General features: G+C 44.9%; 17 protein-coding genes. 5 read left to right on the forward strand and 12 right to left on the reverse strand.

Annotated elements, in window-relative coordinates; genetic code table 11:
* Window positions 1-29 precede the first annotated feature (29 nt).
* Window positions 30-773, forward strand: coding sequence for a YggN family protein (locus R8N46_RS14625; protein ID WP_171346135.1), 744 nt, complete (start codon window positions 30-32; stop codon window positions 771-773).
* Window positions 774-909: 136 nt separating this feature from the next.
* Here the strand turns inward: R8N46_RS14625 and R8N46_RS14630 are convergent, their stop codons facing one another.
* Window positions 910-3,456, reverse strand: coding sequence for an Ig-like domain-containing protein (locus R8N46_RS14630; protein ID WP_318098471.1), 2,547 nt, complete (start codon window positions 3,454-3,456; stop codon window positions 910-912).
* Window positions 3,457-3,834: 378 nt separating this feature from the next.
* Here R8N46_RS14630 and R8N46_RS14635 point away from each other — a divergent pair, with 378 nt between their 5' ends.
* The gene (locus R8N46_RS14635; RefSeq protein WP_171346133.1) at window positions 3,835-5,199 is read left to right on the forward strand and encodes a sodium-dependent transporter; all 1,365 of its coding nucleotides are present in this window, start codon (window positions 3,835-3,837) and stop codon (window positions 5,197-5,199) included.
* A gap of 104 nt (window positions 5,200-5,303) precedes the next feature.
* Here R8N46_RS14635 and R8N46_RS14640 read toward each other — a convergent pair whose 3' ends face one another.
* The 5 genes from R8N46_RS14640 to tsaA form a co-directional block, all read right to left on the reverse strand.
* Entirely contained in the window at window positions 5,304-5,495 is a 192-nt protein-coding gene (locus R8N46_RS14640) for a DUF4250 domain-containing protein (RefSeq protein ID WP_005380289.1), read from the reverse strand.
* On the reverse strand, window positions 5,495-5,701 hold the full coding sequence (locus R8N46_RS14645) for a YaeP family protein (RefSeq protein WP_005391765.1): 207 nt from the start codon (window positions 5,699-5,701) through the stop codon (window positions 5,495-5,497). The genes R8N46_RS14640 and R8N46_RS14645 overlap by 1 nt, the downstream gene beginning before the upstream one ends.
* Before the next feature lie 111 nt (window positions 5,702-5,812).
* Window positions 5,813-6,481, reverse strand: coding sequence for a tellurite resistance TerB family protein (locus R8N46_RS14650; RefSeq protein ID WP_005380291.1), 669 nt, complete (start codon window positions 6,479-6,481; stop codon window positions 5,813-5,815).
* Window positions 6,482-6,659: 178 nt separating this feature from the next.
* Window positions 6,660-8,375, reverse strand: a complete 1,716-nt coding sequence (locus tag R8N46_RS14655) for a proline--tRNA ligase (RefSeq protein ID WP_005380292.1) — start codon at window positions 8,373-8,375, stop codon at window positions 6,660-6,662.
* Between the two features lie 111 nt (window positions 8,376-8,486).
* Window positions 8,487-9,182 (reverse strand): tRNA (N6-threonylcarbamoyladenosine(37)-N6)-methyltransferase TrmO, encoded by a 696-nt coding sequence (gene tsaA, locus R8N46_RS14660; RefSeq protein WP_005380294.1) that lies wholly within the window; start codon window positions 9,180-9,182, stop codon window positions 8,487-8,489.
* Between the two features lie 123 nt (window positions 9,183-9,305).
* On the opposite strand from tsaA, the gene R8N46_RS14665 reads away from it, so the two are divergent.
* The 3 genes from R8N46_RS14665 to R8N46_RS14675 all read left to right on the forward strand — a co-directional run bounded on the left by R8N46_RS14665 (window position 9,306) and on the right by R8N46_RS14675 (window position 11,511).
* Window positions 9,306-9,566: a type B 50S ribosomal protein L31 gene (locus R8N46_RS14665; protein ID WP_005380295.1), complete on the forward strand. Its 261-nt coding sequence runs from the start codon at window positions 9,306-9,308 to the stop codon at window positions 9,564-9,566.
* Window positions 9,567-9,569: 3 nt separating this feature from the next.
* The gene (gene ykgO, locus R8N46_RS14670; RefSeq protein WP_005380299.1) at window positions 9,570-9,695 is read left to right on the forward strand and encodes a type B 50S ribosomal protein L36; all 126 of its coding nucleotides are present in this window, start codon (window positions 9,570-9,572) and stop codon (window positions 9,693-9,695) included.
* Between the two features lie 229 nt (window positions 9,696-9,924).
* Window positions 9,925-11,511 carry an AbgT family transporter gene (locus tag R8N46_RS14675; protein ID WP_005380301.1) on the forward strand — a complete coding sequence of 529 codons (1,587 nt, stop codon included), beginning with the start codon at window positions 9,925-9,927 and terminating at the stop codon, window positions 11,509-11,511.
* Window positions 11,512-11,617: 106 nt separating this feature from the next.
* On the opposite strand, the gene R8N46_RS14680 is transcribed toward R8N46_RS14675, so the two are convergent.
* Genes R8N46_RS14680 through R8N46_RS14705 form a run of 6 tightly spaced genes read right to left on the reverse strand, consistent with a single transcriptional unit; the run spans window position 11,618 to window position 17,848 of the window.
* Window positions 11,618-12,691: a hypothetical protein gene (locus tag R8N46_RS14680; protein WP_171346132.1), complete on the reverse strand. Its 1,074-nt coding sequence runs from the start codon at window positions 12,689-12,691 to the stop codon at window positions 11,618-11,620.
* A complete protein-coding gene (locus R8N46_RS14685) occupies window positions 12,688-13,800 on the reverse strand; it encodes an ATP-grasp domain-containing protein (RefSeq protein ID WP_115386250.1) in 1,113 nt (370 codons plus the stop codon). The genes R8N46_RS14680 and R8N46_RS14685 overlap by 4 nt, the downstream gene beginning before the upstream one ends.
* On the reverse strand, window positions 13,788-15,056 hold the full coding sequence (locus R8N46_RS14690) for a F390 synthetase-related protein (protein WP_171346131.1): 1,269 nt from the start codon (window positions 15,054-15,056) through the stop codon (window positions 13,788-13,790). The genes R8N46_RS14685 and R8N46_RS14690 overlap by 13 nt, the downstream gene beginning before the upstream one ends.
* Window positions 15,044-15,907, reverse strand: coding sequence for an MBL fold metallo-hydrolase (locus R8N46_RS14695; protein ID WP_115386249.1), 864 nt, complete (start codon window positions 15,905-15,907; stop codon window positions 15,044-15,046). The genes R8N46_RS14690 and R8N46_RS14695 overlap by 13 nt, the downstream gene beginning before the upstream one ends.
* Window positions 15,876-16,862: an NAD-dependent epimerase/dehydratase family protein gene (locus R8N46_RS14700; RefSeq protein WP_115386248.1), complete on the reverse strand. Its 987-nt coding sequence runs from the start codon at window positions 16,860-16,862 to the stop codon at window positions 15,876-15,878. The genes R8N46_RS14695 and R8N46_RS14700 overlap by 32 nt, the downstream gene beginning before the upstream one ends.
* The gene (locus R8N46_RS14705; RefSeq protein WP_186436818.1) at window positions 16,859-17,848 is read right to left on the reverse strand and encodes a ketoacyl-ACP synthase III; all 990 of its coding nucleotides are present in this window, start codon (window positions 17,846-17,848) and stop codon (window positions 16,859-16,861) included. The genes R8N46_RS14700 and R8N46_RS14705 overlap by 4 nt, the downstream gene beginning before the upstream one ends.
* Between the last annotated feature and the right edge of the window lie 55 nt (window positions 17,849-17,903).

The following is a 17,903-nucleotide window of genomic DNA, read 5'->3' on the forward strand; positions in this document are numbered from 1 at the left end:
ACGAGTAATGTTAAATAAAAGAGAATGACATGAAAAAGCTTTTTACACTCTCATTGCTGATGGTCAGTGCTACTGGTTATGCAGCGCAGTGTCGTGTGGACATCAATAATGAAGTCCGTATGGATGGGCAAAGCTTGGAAATTCGCCAAACGACAGGTGATAAAGCTGTCGTGGATGAAGATAACAATCTATTCATCAAAGGTGAGTTAATTGAACTCAATGCCGACCAAAAAGCGGCAATTGAAGACTATCGCGAAAAAATGAACGCGTATATTCCACAAGCAAAGCAGTTGGCGAGTGATGGTTTAGCGCTTGCAAATGACATCATCGATGATGTCGCGGAAAGCCTAGACGCACCTGGCGCGTTTGATAACGTCAAAGTCGCAGTACAGGACTTTTTCGCTGATGTTGAATCACGTTACTACAAAGATGGCGATTTCATTCTACCAGCGGAAAGTTTTGAGTCCATGACACAAGGGTGGACTGAAGACTTTGCAAAAGCACAAGAGATCTTCAATAAAGAGTTTTTAGCGAGTTCGTTGGATGCTTTATCGAAAAAAATGAAGGAAGAGGGGGGAATAAACCTCACTGCATTATCGGAGAGTATGGCTGAACTCAGCGCGAAATTAGAAGAGCGTTTAGCTGAGCATTCGAAAGAGGTAGAACAACAAGCAGAAGACTTGTGCGATTCGCTGGATGACATGGCAGGACAAGAAGACGATCTGTTGAAGAAAATCCCTGAGCTAAAAGATTACCGAGTATTTACGATTTAATTACTCATTAAAAAGTAAAAAACTCAATGAGATAAAGAAAGAGAGCACGATTGTGCTCTCTTTTCGTTTTTACATACTTGAATAAGTAATGGAAACAAGACGATATTTGCGTTTTACTCGCTTGTTCTTTGATAGCTTATTGCGTATTCATCTCGGTGAGTTTATCGCCGACAGGTTTTGAGAAGTTAAAGCCATCATGCTGATCCCAGTTGATAGACCATGTCATTACCCCTGCATAATTCGGGTAATGGTACGCTGGTTTAACGGTGCCACATGAAGTGCCTTTGGTTAAACAATCTAGTGCGTTGATAATATTCTGTGTTGGAGCCTGCCCTGAATTTGCCGAGCTAGGACCTGAAGGTAAACCGATTGCGACTTGATCATCGCGCAATGGTGCAAATTGAGTGCCGTCGGCCAACTCAAAACCTTCGATAAGCATTTTAGATTGCGCTACCATCATATCCACAGAGCCTTCTGGTGCACTGCCTGGCAGGTATGGGTTTGGCAAACCGCCGTTGTTATATAACTGGACGTGAAGCAAGTCGAGCGTGCTGCGTGTCTCGTTTATCACAGGAATGTAAGCTCCCCAAATACCGCTGTAAGCCACATAGCCGCCTTGAACATAAGGGTGCTCAGGCGCCATGGTTAGGTACATATCGCCACCCATGTTTTGCTCTATTTGAAGCAAAGCACGACCAAGGCGAGCTTGAATTTGCGAGCCATGAACTAAGTTAGAACCACTCTCTAAATCCACATCTAGACCATCAAAGCCCCACTCAGCGATAAGACCTGTTAGGCTAGAGACAAAGTTGGCTTCATCTTGGTCGGTATTCAGCGTAATCGTGCCTTCTGCGCCGCCAAGAGAGAGAACAAACTTCTTACCTTTAGCTTGAAGCGCTGCCATGTCCTGCTTGAATTGTGTTGGATCGAGTGCTGGACAATCGCTGTAAATATCGCCTGAATATAGATTAAAGTGCACGGTGCCATCACTGTTGCGATCATTTTCAGCAAAGGCAATATCAATCACATCCCAAGCATCTGCCATATCTGCTAGACGAATTGGACAGCCCGCTCCATTTACAAAATTGTGCCAGTAACCGATGAGTTTATGGCGTTTATCTACTTGCTCAACCACCGTTATTGCTGCGGCGTCAGACAATGCATTGCTTCCTGACAAATCCACAGCTTGGGCGCTAACTGTAAAGTTACCAAGTGCAGTTGGTGTCCAGTTGGCTGTGTAAGGTGCCGTGGTATCGGTTGCAACAATAGAGCCGTTGATCATGAAATCAACGTGTTTAATGCCTGAAGTTAAAGACGTTGCATCGGCGCTTAATGCGAGGCTTTTGCCTAATCCGGTGGTCTTACCGCTGCTTGGTGAAGTCAGAGAGACGACCAAATCTTTATCGCTGACTTCCACACCAACCAGGGACTCTGACGTGTTGTTATCATTATCGGTTGCGACGGCTTTAAGCTGGTTAGCGCCAATAAGTGTGGCGTTCCAAGTAACGGAATATGGCGCTTGAGTGGTGACCCCTAAGCTGGTGTTGTTCGCAAAAAACTCAACTTGCGTGACTGTGCCATCAGCATCGCTTGCGTTTGCCGTGATTTCGTTATTGCTGCCAGCGAGCACGACTTGTCCATCCGTTGGTGCCGTAATGGTAACTTGCGGTGGTGTCGAACAAGCACCTAGGCCACTCCAAGCATCTTGCCAGTATAGCCCTTCACCAGGCTCGTAAGCCCATGTCGCATCCGAGGAGCACCAACCAGCAACATCACAACGATATTTTTGGTTGAAGTGAGAAACCAGGTCGCCAGCTTGATAACTTGTGCCTGCCACATAAGGTACTGCATCTGGACATCCGCCCGTTCCGGTTTCTGAATTACTAATAACCAGCGCTACTTCTTGGCTCATCGTTGCGAGGTTTGTATCATCAGTCGCTTGTGCTTTGAACGAGTATGTACCTGGACTAGCGGTCCATTGATATTCGTAAGGTGCGCTAGTATCAATGGCGACAGATTGATTGTTTACGAAGAACTCAACTTGTGTGACCACACCATCAATATCGTCAGCTTGAGCGGCTACGGTTAGGTTATCGCCTACATTAAGCACTTCTGTGCCTACTGGGCTTGTCAATGAAATGCTTGGTGGCGGTAATTCGACTTGTGGTTGAACTTGGATAGAAATCGTCGTGGTGCTAACAGCTCCCTCATTATCTGTCGCAATTGCGGTCAATTGCGAGATCCCTTCAATAGCTGTCCAAGAAGCTTCGAATGGTGCTTGAGTTACCACAGCAACGGTTTGGTTGCCTGCAACAAACTCAATTTGTGTGATTTGGCCATCTTCGTCAGCTGCGTTGGCTAACAAAGTGATCGCACTGCCTTCGGGAATTTGTGCGTTGTTTATTGGAGAGGAGAACGACACCGTTGGTGATAAATTGTTGCTTCCACCATCACATTGCCCTAACGCTTTCCATGCTTCCCAAGATCCTGAGTTGGTCACGGGATCATTGCCTTGCGTCCAATATGCAGCCTCATAAGCGGCTCCTTGCGTTTTTACTAAAGCGCCCGATGTATAAGTCGCAGTGCTGTCCCAGTCGGGTAGACTTTGACAGTTATAGGCTTGAGCTTGGTAGCTGGCGCTGAGTGCTACAACCATCGCTCCGTGAAGTAGGGTGACCTTCATTTTCCTCTCCTTGAATCATGGGTATAAATGAGAACAGAGTAATAACTAGCTGATAAATAGACATTAGGGGGAAAAAGCGAAGCACAATATTCTGCTTTTCGACACAGTATCACGAGGAACAGTTCGTCCCTTACACCAGAGCTCATTATTTTTCGGCTCACTTCACGGCAGAAGGATTGGTAAAATTCAGCCACGTAAAACGAACAACAGTCGCGAGGCTTTTGAGCGATGAATATGAGATGTACGTTAAAATTTACAAGCTGAATGACTACAAATTGTTTCAACTGTCGAGGATTTAACCGAGGTGCTCTTGTTGAATAGTGAATATTGCTATAGTGTACTAGTTAGCTAGTTCAATGATATTTTTGTGTGAGTAGTATGACACAGCAAACCTCTTCTCAGCCTCGCGAGCATTTTGGCTCTCGTCTCGGGTTCATCTTAGCTGCCGCAGGTGCCGCAGTTGGCCTTGGCAATATTTGGGGCTTCCCAACTCAAGCAGCCAGTAATGGTGGCGGTGCTTTCCTATTAGTTTATTTGGTGATGATTCTTATCGTCGCATTTCCGATGCTGGTGGTTGAAATGGCGATTGGTCGCCATGGTCAAGCCAACCCTGTAGACAGTATGCGTGCAATCACAGATAACCCTACCAGTAAAAAGCTCGGCGGCATTGTGGGTTGGATTGGTTTAAGCGTACCAAGCGCTGTCTTAGCGTTTTATTCAATTGTTGGTGGTTGGTTGATCTGCTTTTTACTGGGTGCAATCACAGATCTAATGGGGTTAGAAGCTGCAACTCATTGGCTAAAGGGCTTTAGTGTTGAACGTAACTTGTTCGGAACCATTACTTTTTATGTACTGACGATTCTCATCGTACAAGGTGGCGTAAAACAAGGTATTGAGAAGTGGTCCACACGTTTGATGCCAGCATTGTTTGTTCTGTTTGCTCTGCTATTTGCTTACATCATGACGCAAAACGGTGCGATGGAAGGTCTGAAACATTACCTAGTGCCGGATTTTGAAAAGGTATGGGACCGCAAGTTGATTCTTGCTGCAATGGGACAGGGCTTCTTCTCGCTTACGATCGGTGGCTGTTCAATGCTGATTTACGGATCTTACTTGAGTAAGAAAGAAAACCTACCAAAGATGGCGATGAACGTGACCATGGTAGATACTGCCGTTGCTTTCATTGCAGGGTTAGTGGTGATGCCAGCGATGTTTGTAGCAATGCAAAAGGGCGTTCAAATCTATGCAGAAGATGGCTCTCTCTTAAGCTCAGATACGTTAGTGTTTACGGTATTGCCACTAATGTTTGATAGTTTAGGTTTGCTTGGTCAATTATTCTCTATTGTGTTCTTCTTATTGTTGACGATTGCGGCGCTAACGTCTTCCATTTCAATGTTAGAGTGTCCAGTGGCTTTAGTGAGTGAGCGCTTCAATACTAAGCGCAGCGCAACGAGCTGGGTTTTAGGTGGTCTCATTGCTTTGTTCAGTGTGGTGATTGTTTATAATTTTGGTGCTCTATTTGGTATGGTCGCGACGGTTGCTACTCAGTATCTACAACCAACCGCTGCGCTCTTATTCTGCTTATTTGGTGGTTGGGTATGGAATCGCAACTCAAAAATCAAAGAGCTTGAGCAAGGTTGCCCGGAGTTTACGCAAGGTTGGTTTGGTAAGTTATGGCCTGCGTATGTGAAGTTTGTATGTCCAATTCTTGTGGCGACAGTCATCTGGGCTTCATTTGGCTAACCGAGACGTCTATCGAATAAAAGAAAAGGGCTTGATGGTAACTCATCAAGCCCTTTTTCATATTGGTTATTCTCGTTTCGGTTATCCGCCAAGCATGGTGTGGATTAACGGAATTGTCCTGCTTCTGGAAGAAAGTCAAAACCAGCAGAAGCCAGTTTTGTCTCCAGTGCTGTGCGCTCGATATCGAAGAAAGCCACCAGTTTGTCCAGATCACCTCCGAAGTCATCGCGTAGCTTCATATTCACAATGCTCATCAGCATGACAGGGTCCATGGATTCAAAGTTCGCTAGATTCATTACTTATCCTCAAAATCTGAAATCAGTAGGTTTGCCGCAGCAAATGCCGCTTTTTCACGCACTTCTTTAGGCAGGGACTCATCCGCTGCAACATCGTTCAGTGCTTTAACTGCACATGAAATTGCTTGGGGAATATAAGCTTGATCGCCACTACCAATCTGAGCATAAAGCTCACGAACCAGTTCACAACAGCCGTATACTTGCATGTTTTCTTTCCACTAAATGATAACTTATCTCAATATACACACAGCGGATTTGAAACTCAAAGTACAGAGTTGTTTTGGCTCAAGTTGAAGGTTTGCTTGAGCGAGATTTAATCACTGCATTTGTGCTTCTAACTGCTGAGTGACTTCTGGTGAAAGTTGAAGTTGTTTTGCTAGTTCTTGCAGATACGCTTTTTCCATAAAGTTTTGTTCATCAGCGACGATCAAAGACGCCAGGTAAATTTCTGACGCTTGTTGAGGAGAGGTCGCCTGATTAGCAATTTCAGCAGGATCAAGCGGTTTGTTTAACTCTTGCTGAACGAGGTGACGAACGTGCTCATCTGCGCCCATATCCGCGAGAGCTTGTTCAATGCGAGCCATTTCCTCTTCATCAACGTGACCATCAGCTTTTGCAGCTCCAATCATTGCTTTTAAAATTAAGACACTGTGTTTACTGTCATCGGGGTCAAAGGTTTCTTGAACACCTTGACCGGATTGCTTGGCTTGCCAGTCGTTATACACTTTGTAGGCCAAGGCTCCAAGCGCAGCTGCGCCACCGACTTTTAATGCGCTTGACCCTATTTTTTTAGTCATTTTTTTACTTTTCTTTGAGCCCATCAGCATACCGATGAGGCCTCCGCCTACAGCACCTGCTCCTAGCGTTTTTAGGCTACTTGAATTTGATGAGGATTTGATGTTGTTGGTTTGTTTGCCCAATGCATCTGCACCTTGCTTAAGTAAGTCTGATTTGAGTGCTTGGTTTAGAAGACTTTTTAAATCCATAACTGACCTCCTTTAGATGATGAAATCAGTTTAATAGCAAGAAGCTGAACCAAAGATTAACAAAGTGAATAGTTCGAAAAAGGTGGAGGGAGGATGTTGAACTGTAATAAAAAGGGCTGACCGAAGCCAACCCTTTTTAACTATTTGAAACTACTTCAAATGCGAACTCGTCTAGTGCTTACTTTAGTTGAGCTTTTACGTGCTCAACAATGTCAGTCATTGCGACTGCTGTTTTCTCACCAGTAGCACGGTTCTTGTATTCGAAGTTGCCTTCTTTCATTGAGCGGTCACCGATAATAATGGTATGCGGTACACCAATAAGCTCCATGTCAGAGAACATTACGCCTGGGCGTTCTTTACGGTCGTCAAATAGCACTTCGATGCCCATTGCTGTTAGCTCAGCGTACAATTTCTCAGCGGCTTCTTTCACTTCTTCTGACTTGTGCATGTTCATTGGAACGATCGCTACCTGGAATGGTGCGATTGCATCTGGCCAGATGATGCCGTATTTGTCGTGGTTTTGTTCAATAGCAGCCGCTACTACGCGAGTGATACCGATACCGTAACAACCCATTTCTAGGATGACGTTCTTACCATCAGGACCCAGTACACCACAGTTCATCGCTGCGGAGTAAGCGTTACCTAGTTGGAAGATATGGCCAACTTCGATACCACGCTTAAGCTGGATAATGCCCTTGCCACATGGGCTTGGGTCACCTTCCACAACGTTACGTAGGTCTTCAACTTGACCAAGCTCTACATCACGACCCCAGTTAATACCGAAGTAGTGTTTGCCATCGATGTTCGCGCCCGCACCGAAGTCGCTCATTACCGCAACGCTGCGGTCAACAATGAACGGCAGTTTAAGGCCAACAGGGCCTAGTGAACCAGGGCCTGCACCGATAAGCGCACGAATTTCTTCTTCAGATGCCATTTCCAGCGGAGCTGCAACCTGAGGAAGGTTTTCTGCTTTCACTTCGTTCAGTTCATGATCACCACGAATAATAAGCGCGATGATTGGCGCATCAACTTCGTCAGATGCTTTCACAAACAGTGTTTTCACTGTTTTTTCAATTGGTAGTTCGAACTGCTCAACCAATTCAGCGATTGTTTTCGCGTTTGGCGTATCAACCAACGTCATTTCTTGTGTTGGTGCCGCAGCCTCAGAGGCTGGAGCTAGTGCTTCTGCTTTTTCAATGTTTGCCGCGTAATCTGACTCGCTAGAAAATGCGATGATATCTTCGCCGCTTTCAGCCAGTACATGGAACTCTTGAGAGCCGCTACCACCGATAGCACCGCTATCTGCAAGTACAGGACGGTAATCCAGACCCATGCGATCGAATGCTTTACAGTAAGCATCATGCATTGCGTCGTATGACTTTTGTAGTCCGTCTTTATCAATGTCAAAGCTGTACGCATCCATCATTGAGAATTCACGTGAACGCATTACGCCAAAACGTGGGCGTCGTTCGTCACGGAATTTAGTTTGGATTTGGTACAGGTTTAGCGGAAGCTGTTTGTAAGAGCTCACTTCATTGCGAACAAGGCTAGTGATCACTTCTTCAGCGGTTGGGCTAAGTACAAACGGACGAACATGACGGTCAGTAAAGCGAAGTAGCTCAGGACCCATCTTTTCGCTGCGGCCTGTCTCTTCCCATAGTTCAAACGGCTGAACAACGGGCATCAAAGTTTCGACTGCGCCTGCATTGTCGATTTCTTGACGAACGATGTTTTCGACTTTACGCAGTACACGTAGACCAGTAGGTAGCCAGGTGTATAAACCTGAAGCCAGCTTACGGATCATACCTGCACGTAGCATGAGCTGGTGGCTCACTACTTCTGCGTCGTTTGGAGTCTCCTTCAGAGTAGAAAGAAGATAATTACTGGTACGCATTAAATTTATCCGTTTATTTAAGTTAGATACTCAAGCTTGAATAAGCAGGAGTATGGGAGTTCCCTAAAGGGAAATTTGTTAGCCGTCTATAATATCAGCCAATTGCGTTTGTCAAAAGCTTTCAATAGCGGTAACCGTTATTAAGTTGCTTGTTGCTGTGAACTTTACGTTCAAGTCGAACAAATTTACCGCATATTCTTTGTCGTCCGGCTTGTTTTTCTTATATGCAGGGCGAGGATCTTGTGCCAGAACTTGTTCAATGACTGATCTTACATAGTCAGTATCGGATCGATTTTCTATCGTTGCTAATGCTTGAGCAGAAAAGGTGACTTGTGACTTTTCTGGTTCTTGGTCTGCGTATCCGCCTTGTGCTTCCGAAATAGAATCCGAATAGGGAATATAAGGCTTAATATCCACAATCGGTGTCCCATCCACGAGATCTACACTGCCTAAATCAAGATAGATTTGATCGCCTTGCTTAGTGACTCCTTTCACTTCAACGGCTGACATTCCGATTCCGTTTGGACGGAAAGTCGAGCGCGAGGCAAAGACACCAATTCGTTCATTGCCGCCTAATCGTGGCGGACGTACAGTTGGTTTCCAACCAGCTTCCAGATTCTGATCAAATAGAAACAACAACCAAACGTGAGAGAACTGTTCTAGCCCACGCACTGCTTCAGGGCTATTTGCTGCACCTAACAGTTTTACGCGTGCTTTAGCCTCTGGTACTAAGCGTGGTTGGCGCGGAACTGCAAACTTTTCTTTGTACGGTGTCTCAATGACGCCGATGGGTTCGATGGAATACATGATGGACATCTTTAAGAATTCATTGAGATGAAAAGTATCACAAATTTCTCTTGCTTTTCTTGTTGATAATGATTATTAATTAAAATGTTATAACATAACAATTTAATTGAAAGGAAAAGTATTATGAAACCAGGAATCCACCCTGAATATCGTCCTGTGGTGTTCCACGACACCAGTGTAGATAAGTACTTTGTCGTTGGTTCTACGTTGAAAACGGAGAGAACCATCGAATGGAAAGATGGCAAAACTTACCCTTACTTTACGTTAGATGTGTCGTCAGCTTCTCACCCGTACTACACCGGTAAACAGCGCGTTGTACAAACCGAAGGTCGCATTGCGAACTTCAACCGTCGTTTTGGTCAATTTAAGAGCGAAAAGGAATAAATCATGAAGGTAGTAAAATCATTAAAAAGTGCAAAAAGTCGTCATCCGGATTGTCAGATTGTAAAACGGAGAGGGCGTCTTTATGTCATTTGTAAAACGAACCCGAGATTCAAAGCTGTGCAAAAGTAATCAACCTGCATATATCTAACTTATGGTTTTGTTTGATTGATAATGTTGAGTTAATTATTTTACATGGATGAAATATCTACATTTTTATTCAATGTTGGTTATAAATGCCTCTGTTCGTCACAGTTTGTAACATTTAGGGCTTTTATTTGACCTTCTACTCAAGTACCCTTCGCACGCTTTTTGACATTTTTGTCACATTTGCATAGGAATAAAAACAAGGAGGGAACAGATGAGTTCATCTGATTCAATTAAACAAAACTCGCCTAAGAAGCCGCTGTTTACGCGCTTTTTGGATACTGTCGAATATTTGGGGAACTTATTACCCCACCCGATCACACTATTTGCCATTTTCTGTTTAGCCATTCTGGTGATGTCGGGTATTGCAGGATACTTCGAAGTTTCCGTAGTTGATCCTCGTCCTGAGGGTGCAAAAGGTCGTGCCGCGGATGGCATGATTCATGTCGTTAGCTTGCTTAACGCTGATGGCCTTGAACTAATCGTTACCAATCTAGTGAAAAACTTTGTCGGCTTTGCACCTTTGGGTACGGTATTGGTTGCGATGTTGGGTGTTGCTATTGCTGAATACTCAGGCTTGCTATCTGCAGCAATGCGTGGCTTAGTAATGGGTGCATCTCAACGCATGGTAACAGTGACGGTCGTTTTCGCGGGTATCATTTCAAATACGGCATCAGAGCTTGGCTATGTGGTACTTATTCCACTGGCTGCAATGCTGTTCCATTCTTTAGGTCGTCATCCACTTGCCGGTCTTGCTGCGGCGTTCGCTGGTGTATCTGGTGGTTACTCAGCAAACCTACTTATTGGTACGGTTGACCCGCTGTTGTCAGGCATTACTGAAACGGCGGCGCAAATGATTGACCCAACTTACACTGTTGGTCCAGAAGTTAACTGGTACTTCATGTTTGTGTCGACATTCTTCATTGCAATCACAGGTGCGTTTGTTACTGAAAAAATTGTTGAGCCAAAGCTTGGCAAATACAGTGAAGAAGAAGCCTCAGAAGATTTGTCGAACGACAAAATGGGTGGCTTAACAGACATTGAGAAGAAAGGCCTAAAACTAGCAGGTGTTGCTGTACTGGTTGTTTCAGCGCTGCTTGCTTGGACGGTTGTTCCAGAAGACGGCATTCTACGTTCTGATGCAGGTACAATTGCAGGTTCACCATTCCTGAAAAGTATCGTGGCATTCATCTTTGTGTTCTTTGCTATTCCAGGCTTTGTGTTTGGTAAAGTTGTTGGCACGATGAAGACGGATCGCGATGTAATTGATGCAATGGCGAAATCTATGTCTTCTATGGGCATGTACATTGTATTAGTTTTCTTTGCGGCTCAGTTCGTTGCTTTCTTTAAATGGACTAACTTCGGTCAGGTATTCGCGGTTGCTGGCGCTAGCTTCCTGCAAGAAATTGGCTTAACTGGTCCAATGTTGTTCTTTGCCTTCATCCTGATGTGTGGCTTTATCAACCTAATGATTGGTTCGGCATCGGCACAGTGGGCAGTAACGGCTCCGATTTTTGTTCCTATGTTGATGCTTGTTGGTTATGCACCGGAAACGATTCAGGCTGCTTACCGAATTGGTGACTCGACGACAAACATCATTACTCCAATGATGAGCTACTTTGGTTTGATTCTTGCCGTAGCGACTCGTTACATGAAGAACTTAGGTATCGGTACGCTGATCGCGACCATGCTACCTTACTCAATCTGCTTCATTGTAGGTTGGAGTGTGCTGTTCTACCTATGGGTATTCGTATTTGGTTTACCAGTAGGCCCTGGCGCAGCAACATACTACACACCGTAGAAAACGGTTACCTCACACAGCTCCATTATAAAAAGCCTGCGAACGTCGCAGGCTTTTTTATCGATTGAGACTGTGTACGCAGGCTTACCTGATTATAGATGTCGGTTTATAGCTGAAAACGCATCAACAAAGGGCGATAAAAGTGCTGAGTGAGCCAGCACAAGCTTTTCCAAATTATGCGTTTGTACCAAGGTAAGTGCGCAATATAAACATAGCTAAATTCAATTTCTGGCCGGGCTTTTCTGTTGCGTTTAAAAGCCGGAGCGCCTGAGCTCATATTAAAGCGACGCTGGTATATCATTGCATGGCGGATGGTATAGGCCGATATTCGACGATACAATGCGAGGCGTTGTGGCTTATTGGTATCGTAGCCAAAAATTGGGCAAGTCATATCATTATCAATTTCTACAATGCCTAACGTAGCCAGCATCTCTTCTTGATAAAACAGTCCCACTAAATGTACTAATTTGTTCTGGCTCACCTGTTTTAAATATTGGGTTGAAAACTGGATGTTATTGAGGCTGTATTTATCAAGGTAAAGCATGTCATATAACTCTTTGGCACGCTGAAACTCTTCATCAGTGGTCAGTGGCCTAAACTGCCAATCTTTATCATTAAGCAGTTTGAAGTCTTTCGTTAAATCTCGGTTGAAGCTGAACGCTTGCCAATCATCAAGTAAATACACTTGTCGTGTTACCAAGCTTTGCCATTTTGGCTGCTTCAATCGCTGAATTAAGTGTGAATGCTGACGCTGGTTGAGGGAGCGAAGCACCAAGGGAAAGGTGGGGTATTGATCGAGTGCGACGCGGCGCAGTTTATCGAGATTTAAGGATTCCCATTGTTCGCTATACATATTGGTGGACAAGCACTGATTGTTGAGCGTTTGGACTTGATCCAATCCAGCCAATGATAAGACTGGTTTAGTCATATTAATAAGTCGCTTACATACCCATCGAACAGCCATATTTTTGACTTTGTGAAGTTCTTCTTCGGCGTAGCCACTAAGCAGTGTCATAGGGGAGACTGCATAACAGTTGTTTGGTATTTTTGGTGTTACGGAGTAAGGAATGGCAACATCATCGATATAGTAGCAACCAAAGCTTGCTGTGCATTCATCAATAGGATTTGACTGCATAAGAGTGATAAAGGTTTGATGCCATTCTTGAGAGGAAAGTGTCATGGGTTCAATGCCTCTCCATTCCACTCAATATCAACGGTAGAAGCGTCGCTCCACTTCGTCTTGTTCTGCCTAGCTAACCGGAGTAATTCAAACATACTCCGGATTTGGCTCCCGACCGGTAAGTTATGCTGTTGCATCACATTCACTCCAGACCACCAATCTTGCCAAGTTCGAGCCTTAAATAGGGATAATCCACCTTCCGCGATGAGTGTTATTGGACCTAAATGATGCAATCGCTGCTCGGAAGGACTGGTAAACTCCATATTAGGAAGCAGTTGGTTGCATCGAGACGAGAGTAGGTGCAAACCACTGGTGGCTCTTGGGTTACATTCAATCACGTAGAGTTGATCTTGTGATTTGATGAAGTCAAACGACACTTGCCCATGATAAGTATGACGTTTACCAAAAGCTGCGATAAATCTATCTAGTCGTTCGCACGAGATCGGCTGAAAAGCACTGGCGGCCGAGCCGTTTACACAGTATTTCGGCACATAAGCTTGGTGTGCTTTAAGGTCACCATGTTCAAAAATGGCATAGTTACACACCGGAGTCCCATGGATTTTTTGTTGCTGAACCCAAGGGAAAAGGGGCGATATCGTGGCGGCAGAAATAGACTGAGTCGTCACATCTCTTATGACTTGCCCGCCAAACCGAGAGTAAACGGGCTTTAGAACGGTTCTCTTATTAATTTCAATCTCACTTTTATCAGCGACCAAACGAGTTTTTGGAAGTGTGATTTCTGGCAAACCTTGAAGCTGTTCAAAGACGGTCAACTTGTTGTGCAGGGCATTGAGTAGTCCCACATTGGGCAGAAAAAAATCTACTTCTGGGCATTGTTTGGCAACATGAGCCAAGTAATAAACTTCTTCACAAGTGGGTATCACTATATCAATACGCATCTGAGTAATGATTTTTAGGATCTGCTGTTGATAGGTGGGAAACGTAAATCGAGGTGAAGCGGTGGGTATATAAGACTCGATACCTCGCAAAAATGATCCCAGAGGCTTTTTTAGCGAATCGGTGAGAATTACTTCATGCCCATGATGCATACACATGGTTGCCCACTCTAGTGCAACTGGTGCTCGGGCTCCGGTGATTAAGACCCGCATATGTTCACCACACGTCGTTGTTTATTCATTGGCGTCCAAATAGGCGCAGGGCGGTAACTAAATCTGACAGGATCAAGCCGCAATTGGTCAAACAACTTTATCAAGGCTTGGTGTATAACCCGACGGTGGTGAACATCCGCTTCAATTTGAATGGCTTGTGACCCTGTTTGGGTGATTCGGTAATCCACGCGGCCTTGGGCGGATAGTGTTATAGCGCGGTAGATGAGATCTGGTAGCACCGTCACTGGGACGTGGTTTGCGTTTAGCGTGAGGCGATCACCACATCGTCCGGCAATTGCGCCAAGAGGTTCAAATACGCCATTATCCTGTTTATTCTCAATAATATCGTCGAGCTGATAACGAATAATTGGCTGAGTTTTACGACGAAAATCGGTAATGATTGGGCTGTAATGAGTACGTTCGGTATTCAGCCAATGTTTTTCGATGTAAACAACATCTTGATTCCAGCGCATTTGTCCATGCTGATCCGTACATGCAAGAAAACCTTCAGTACATTGATAGACTTCATGGAGTTCGCTGTCGAACCGTTGAGAAATAAAGTGACGGTCACTCTCGGTTAGGACTTCTGCACCAGAAATTATCCGCTGTGGTTGAATTGCGGGTTGACCAAATTGACCGCTGAACTGGGCGCAGAGCTGAAGAGCTTGCGCACTACCAACCAAAAGCGTGGGTTGGAACTCATCCAGCTCTTTTATCCATTCTTGGTAAGGTTTGGTTAAATCGGCATAAAAAAATGTTACAGGCCCTTTCGCGACGGATTTATACAGTGGGCTGTTGGCGCGCAAGGCTAGAGCAATTCGGTGTTTTTGCCATAGGTTGGGCAACAGGCGAGCCAATATATTGCCAGCCCATAGTTGTGTTTCCTGTTTGTCAGCAAGAAACAACCCGCGCATGCCTGATGTGCCCGAAGAAAGCCCAACAGTAACATCGCCAACTTTCGAAGCGGCGAAGTTGCGTGACTGTTCTGCGTCGAGTGCTTGTTGCATTAGCTGTTCAGCATCTAAGCCTTTCGTATTCAACTCCGAGAGGTTCTCCATCATGGTTTGCTTATTCATGATAGGGAAATCACTGAGTGGTGCACCTTGAAGTGAGCGGTAATACGGTGAATGACGGCATACCCAATCCAAGTGTTGCGTTAAGTGTTGTTGCTGCCATGTTTCGACTTGTTCCCTTGAGCCGAAGGGGCGGTAGCGGGTTCGCCAGAATTCTGAGATAAGCGTTCTCACTTCATCCATCCTTCTTTGATTAGCTGCTGGATAGTTTCCTGACAATGTGAAGGCACGAAGCGAACAAAGTGGTGGGTTTGTTGGTAGCAACTTCTCAACTCGGAGAGGGTGTTTTTATAGGCTTTTGTATCATCGCAAAGCATGTTCGCCAGCCAATGTTGATCGATATTTTCACTCAAGCTCTCGATTAACCAGCATGCATCGGCGAGTAAGAACAGCCAACTTTGGTCTCTTTTAACTAGCAAGCCCACTTGACCCGCAGCATGGCCTGGCAAGCTAACCATATAAATGAATCCGTCGTCGAACATGTCTTTACAGAGCAAATTAACACCTTGGCACTGAGGAATAATTTGGTTGATTGGTACGGAAAAGTCACTATGAATGAATAAGTTAGATTCAAGTTGTGGAGGAAGTAGAGCTTTTAGGTATCCTTTTCTTACGCCTCCAATTCGACCACTCTTAGTAATTGCATCCACCCCTTTTTGTTGGCAATGCAATTGAGAGTGGGAAAACTCAGACACGGCAGCAATGTGATCAGCATGGAAGTGGGAGAGTACTAAGTGTTCAATATCATGAGGTTTGAGACTTTCTTTTGCTAACTGCGCAACAATTCCGTGTTCTTTGTTATAGCGACAAGGTGTTGTCCAAGCATAAAAACGTTCAGGGAAGGGACGAGTCGCGCTAAAAAAATGCTCGTGATATCCCGTGTCAAACAGGATGTTGCCTTGTGTTGGGTGCTGAATTAACGCAACGGCTGCCGGAAATGCTCTAGGCTTGATACCAGAACCTGGTTTGACAACAAAGCCTGGGTGTACGCAGTGTCCAGCCTCAAAGATTTTTATTTTTAGACCAGTTTGCATACTGCTGTATTCCTTCTTGAATTGAAAAAAGCGGTTGATAATTCAGTGTTTGTTTAGCCTTGCTGATATCCAGAGTTTGATGATAGTTAAACAATCCTGCGCTGTATGAGGTGAGCCTTGGTTCTGGCTGATGTGGTAGGTGCCTTCGTATTTGCTCACTGAGCTTTAATAATGGTGATACAACGCCATATGGTAATGATTGTAACGTTACTTTTAGGTTTAACCCCTCACATAAAGCTTGCAGAACAGTCTCAATTGGCATTGGTTCGTTGTTGGAAATGTTGAACACATCACCATGCTGAAGTCGGTCTGCCTGAGTGCAAGCGAGCATCGCTGCATGGGCAACGTTATCGACATAAGTCAGATCAACCACAGGATTTCTACCCGATGGCAGAAGCAGAGTATTGTTTTTTATCGCCTTAAGCACTCTTGGGACAATCGCGCGATCATTGGGTCCAAAAATGCCACGCGGTCTTAAAATGATCGCTTTGCTTTGGCCTTTTACGGCTTCAATTTCCGATAGGTATTTTGTGTGTGCATAATCATTACACCAGTATGAAGCTATGGCGTCGGTTTCTCGAATATTCCAACGGTCTTGATGGTCAAAGTAGACGCTGGTGGAGGAAATATGGATAAAACGCGAGATTTGATGGGTATTAGCCGCATTGACGAGGTTTTTGGTGGCATCTACATTAGCTTGATAAAACGCCTGCCACTTTCCCCATGGGCTTGAGAGAGCGGCACAATGGATGATTGCATCCATACCTTGGCATACCGCATGAACTGCTGAGTGGTCTCTTAAATCGACTATATGTGGGATAACATCGAATTGCTCGGCGAGTTGTTTAGCGATGACTGTATTTCGTGCTATAAAATGCAGTTCATGCTGCTGGTGAAACATTCTCAGAATTGCGCTACCCAACATCCCGCTGCCACCAGTGACCAATATCTTCATAGTTTTAGCACTCCCATCCCTAGCGACAACCCTGCGGCGGTGCCAGCTAATAACACATGTTTTCCTGCGGTTTCTGGCTGATTGCGCAGCCAGTGTAAGTTAATTGGGAGTGAGGCGGCGACTTGGTTTCCCAAAGTCGAAAAGTGATTAACGGTTTTCTCTGTTGGTAGCCCGGTGAGTGAAGGCAGTTTTTTTAATCCATGCGCGCTGGCTTGATGAGGAAGAAAATAATCAATATCGCCGAGTGTTACCGGAGAGGCGTCAAACCCTTTTTTTAGAAACGCTGGTAAGGCTTTACGCACATGTTTAAAGAGTGCTTTGCCCTCCATCTCAAACTGGCAACTTTTTAAATAGGCTTGATGCTCGGAGGTATGCGGATTGATATGACTACCTCCGCCCTTAATTTGACAAAATGAATACCCGGTATGATGCGTTTCAAAGTGACTGGTGAGCAATCCATCATCGTTGTGTTCTTCGAGCAAAAATGCGGCGGCACCGTCTGCGAATAGCGTTGCAACTTCTGGTTTGAGCGTAAAATTTCGATTCAGTGTGATGCCAGTGGCGAGTTCGCTGGTGACAATAAGAATCCGACGGTATCGTTTTGCTAAGAATAGACTCTGGGCAAGATCAAGCGCAGAGAGAAAGGATAAACAGGTGCTGTTCAAATCAAAGCTTTCTAGCCATGTTGGAGCGTCTAACGCGGCGAGAACCGCTGAGGCGTCGTAGGGTAGAGACTGGTGGTGTGTGCCGCTAGCGTAGATAAGAAGATCAACGGAGCTTAAGGTATGTGTGTTTCCTAAACACTGCTCTATTGCCTGCACTGCCATGTAAATAGCGGTCTCTTTTGTATTGGCTACATGACGATATTCAACGTCGAATTTATTTCGGCTGGTCCCTGGCGCTAATTTTAGGAAGCGATCCATCTCTCGATCAGACCATTGATTCGTTGGCAGGTAGCTTCCACTGGAAACGATGTTAAAGCCCATTATTCTCTATACACTTATTAAAAACGTCGTTCAAAATAAACCACGTTGCATATTG

The sequence above is a fragment of the Vibrio sp. 1874 genome, assembly GCF_033344395.1.
Classification (GTDB): domain Bacteria; phylum Pseudomonadota; class Gammaproteobacteria; order Enterobacterales; family Vibrionaceae; genus Vibrio; species Vibrio alginolyticus.

Excerpts from the sequence above, each read along its gene's own strand:
- R8N46_RS14625 (WP_171346135.1), top strand. The coding sequence starts at position 30 with ATGAAAAAGCTTTTTACACTCTCATTGCTGATGGTCAGTGCTACTGGT.
- R8N46_RS14630 (WP_318098471.1), bottom strand. The coding sequence starts at position 3,456 with ATGAAGGTCACCCTACTTCACGGAGCGATGGTTGTAGCACTCAGCGCC.
- R8N46_RS14635 (WP_171346133.1), top strand. The coding sequence starts at position 3,835 with ATGACACAGCAAACCTCTTCTCAGCCTCGCGAGCATTTTGGCTCTCGT.
- R8N46_RS14640 (WP_005380289.1), bottom strand. The coding sequence starts at position 5,495 with ATGAATCTAGCGAACTTTGAATCCATGGACCCTGTCATGCTGATGAGC.
- R8N46_RS14645 (WP_005391765.1), bottom strand. The coding sequence starts at position 5,701 with ATGCAAGTATACGGCTGTTGTGAACTGGTTCGTGAGCTTTATGCTCAG.
- R8N46_RS14650 (WP_005380291.1), bottom strand. The coding sequence starts at position 6,481 with ATGGATTTAAAAAGTCTTCTAAACCAAGCACTCAAATCAGACTTACTT.
- R8N46_RS14655 (WP_005380292.1), bottom strand. The coding sequence starts at position 8,375 with ATGCGTACCAGTAATTATCTTCTTTCTACTCTGAAGGAGACTCCAAAC.
- tsaA (WP_005380294.1), bottom strand. The coding sequence starts at position 9,182 with ATGTATTCCATCGAACCCATCGGCGTCATTGAGACACCGTACAAAGAA.
- R8N46_RS14665 (WP_005380295.1), top strand. The coding sequence starts at position 9,306 with ATGAAACCAGGAATCCACCCTGAATATCGTCCTGTGGTGTTCCACGAC.
- ykgO (WP_005380299.1), top strand. The coding sequence starts at position 9,570 with ATGAAGGTAGTAAAATCATTAAAAAGTGCAAAAAGTCGTCATCCGGAT.
- R8N46_RS14675 (WP_005380301.1), top strand. The coding sequence starts at position 9,925 with ATGAGTTCATCTGATTCAATTAAACAAAACTCGCCTAAGAAGCCGCTG.
- R8N46_RS14680 (WP_171346132.1), bottom strand. The coding sequence starts at position 12,691 with ATGACACTTTCCTCTCAAGAATGGCATCAAACCTTTATCACTCTTATG.
- R8N46_RS14685 (WP_115386250.1), bottom strand. The coding sequence starts at position 13,800 with ATGCGGGTCTTAATCACCGGAGCCCGAGCACCAGTTGCACTAGAGTGG.
- R8N46_RS14690 (WP_171346131.1), bottom strand. The coding sequence starts at position 15,056 with ATGGATGAAGTGAGAACGCTTATCTCAGAATTCTGGCGAACCCGCTAC.
- R8N46_RS14695 (WP_115386249.1), bottom strand. The coding sequence starts at position 15,907 with ATGCAAACTGGTCTAAAAATAAAAATCTTTGAGGCTGGACACTGCGTA.
- R8N46_RS14700 (WP_115386248.1), bottom strand. The coding sequence starts at position 16,862 with ATGAAGATATTGGTCACTGGTGGCAGCGGGATGTTGGGTAGCGCAATT.
- R8N46_RS14705 (WP_186436818.1), bottom strand. The coding sequence starts at position 17,848 with ATGGGCTTTAACATCGTTTCCAGTGGAAGCTACCTGCCAACGAATCAA.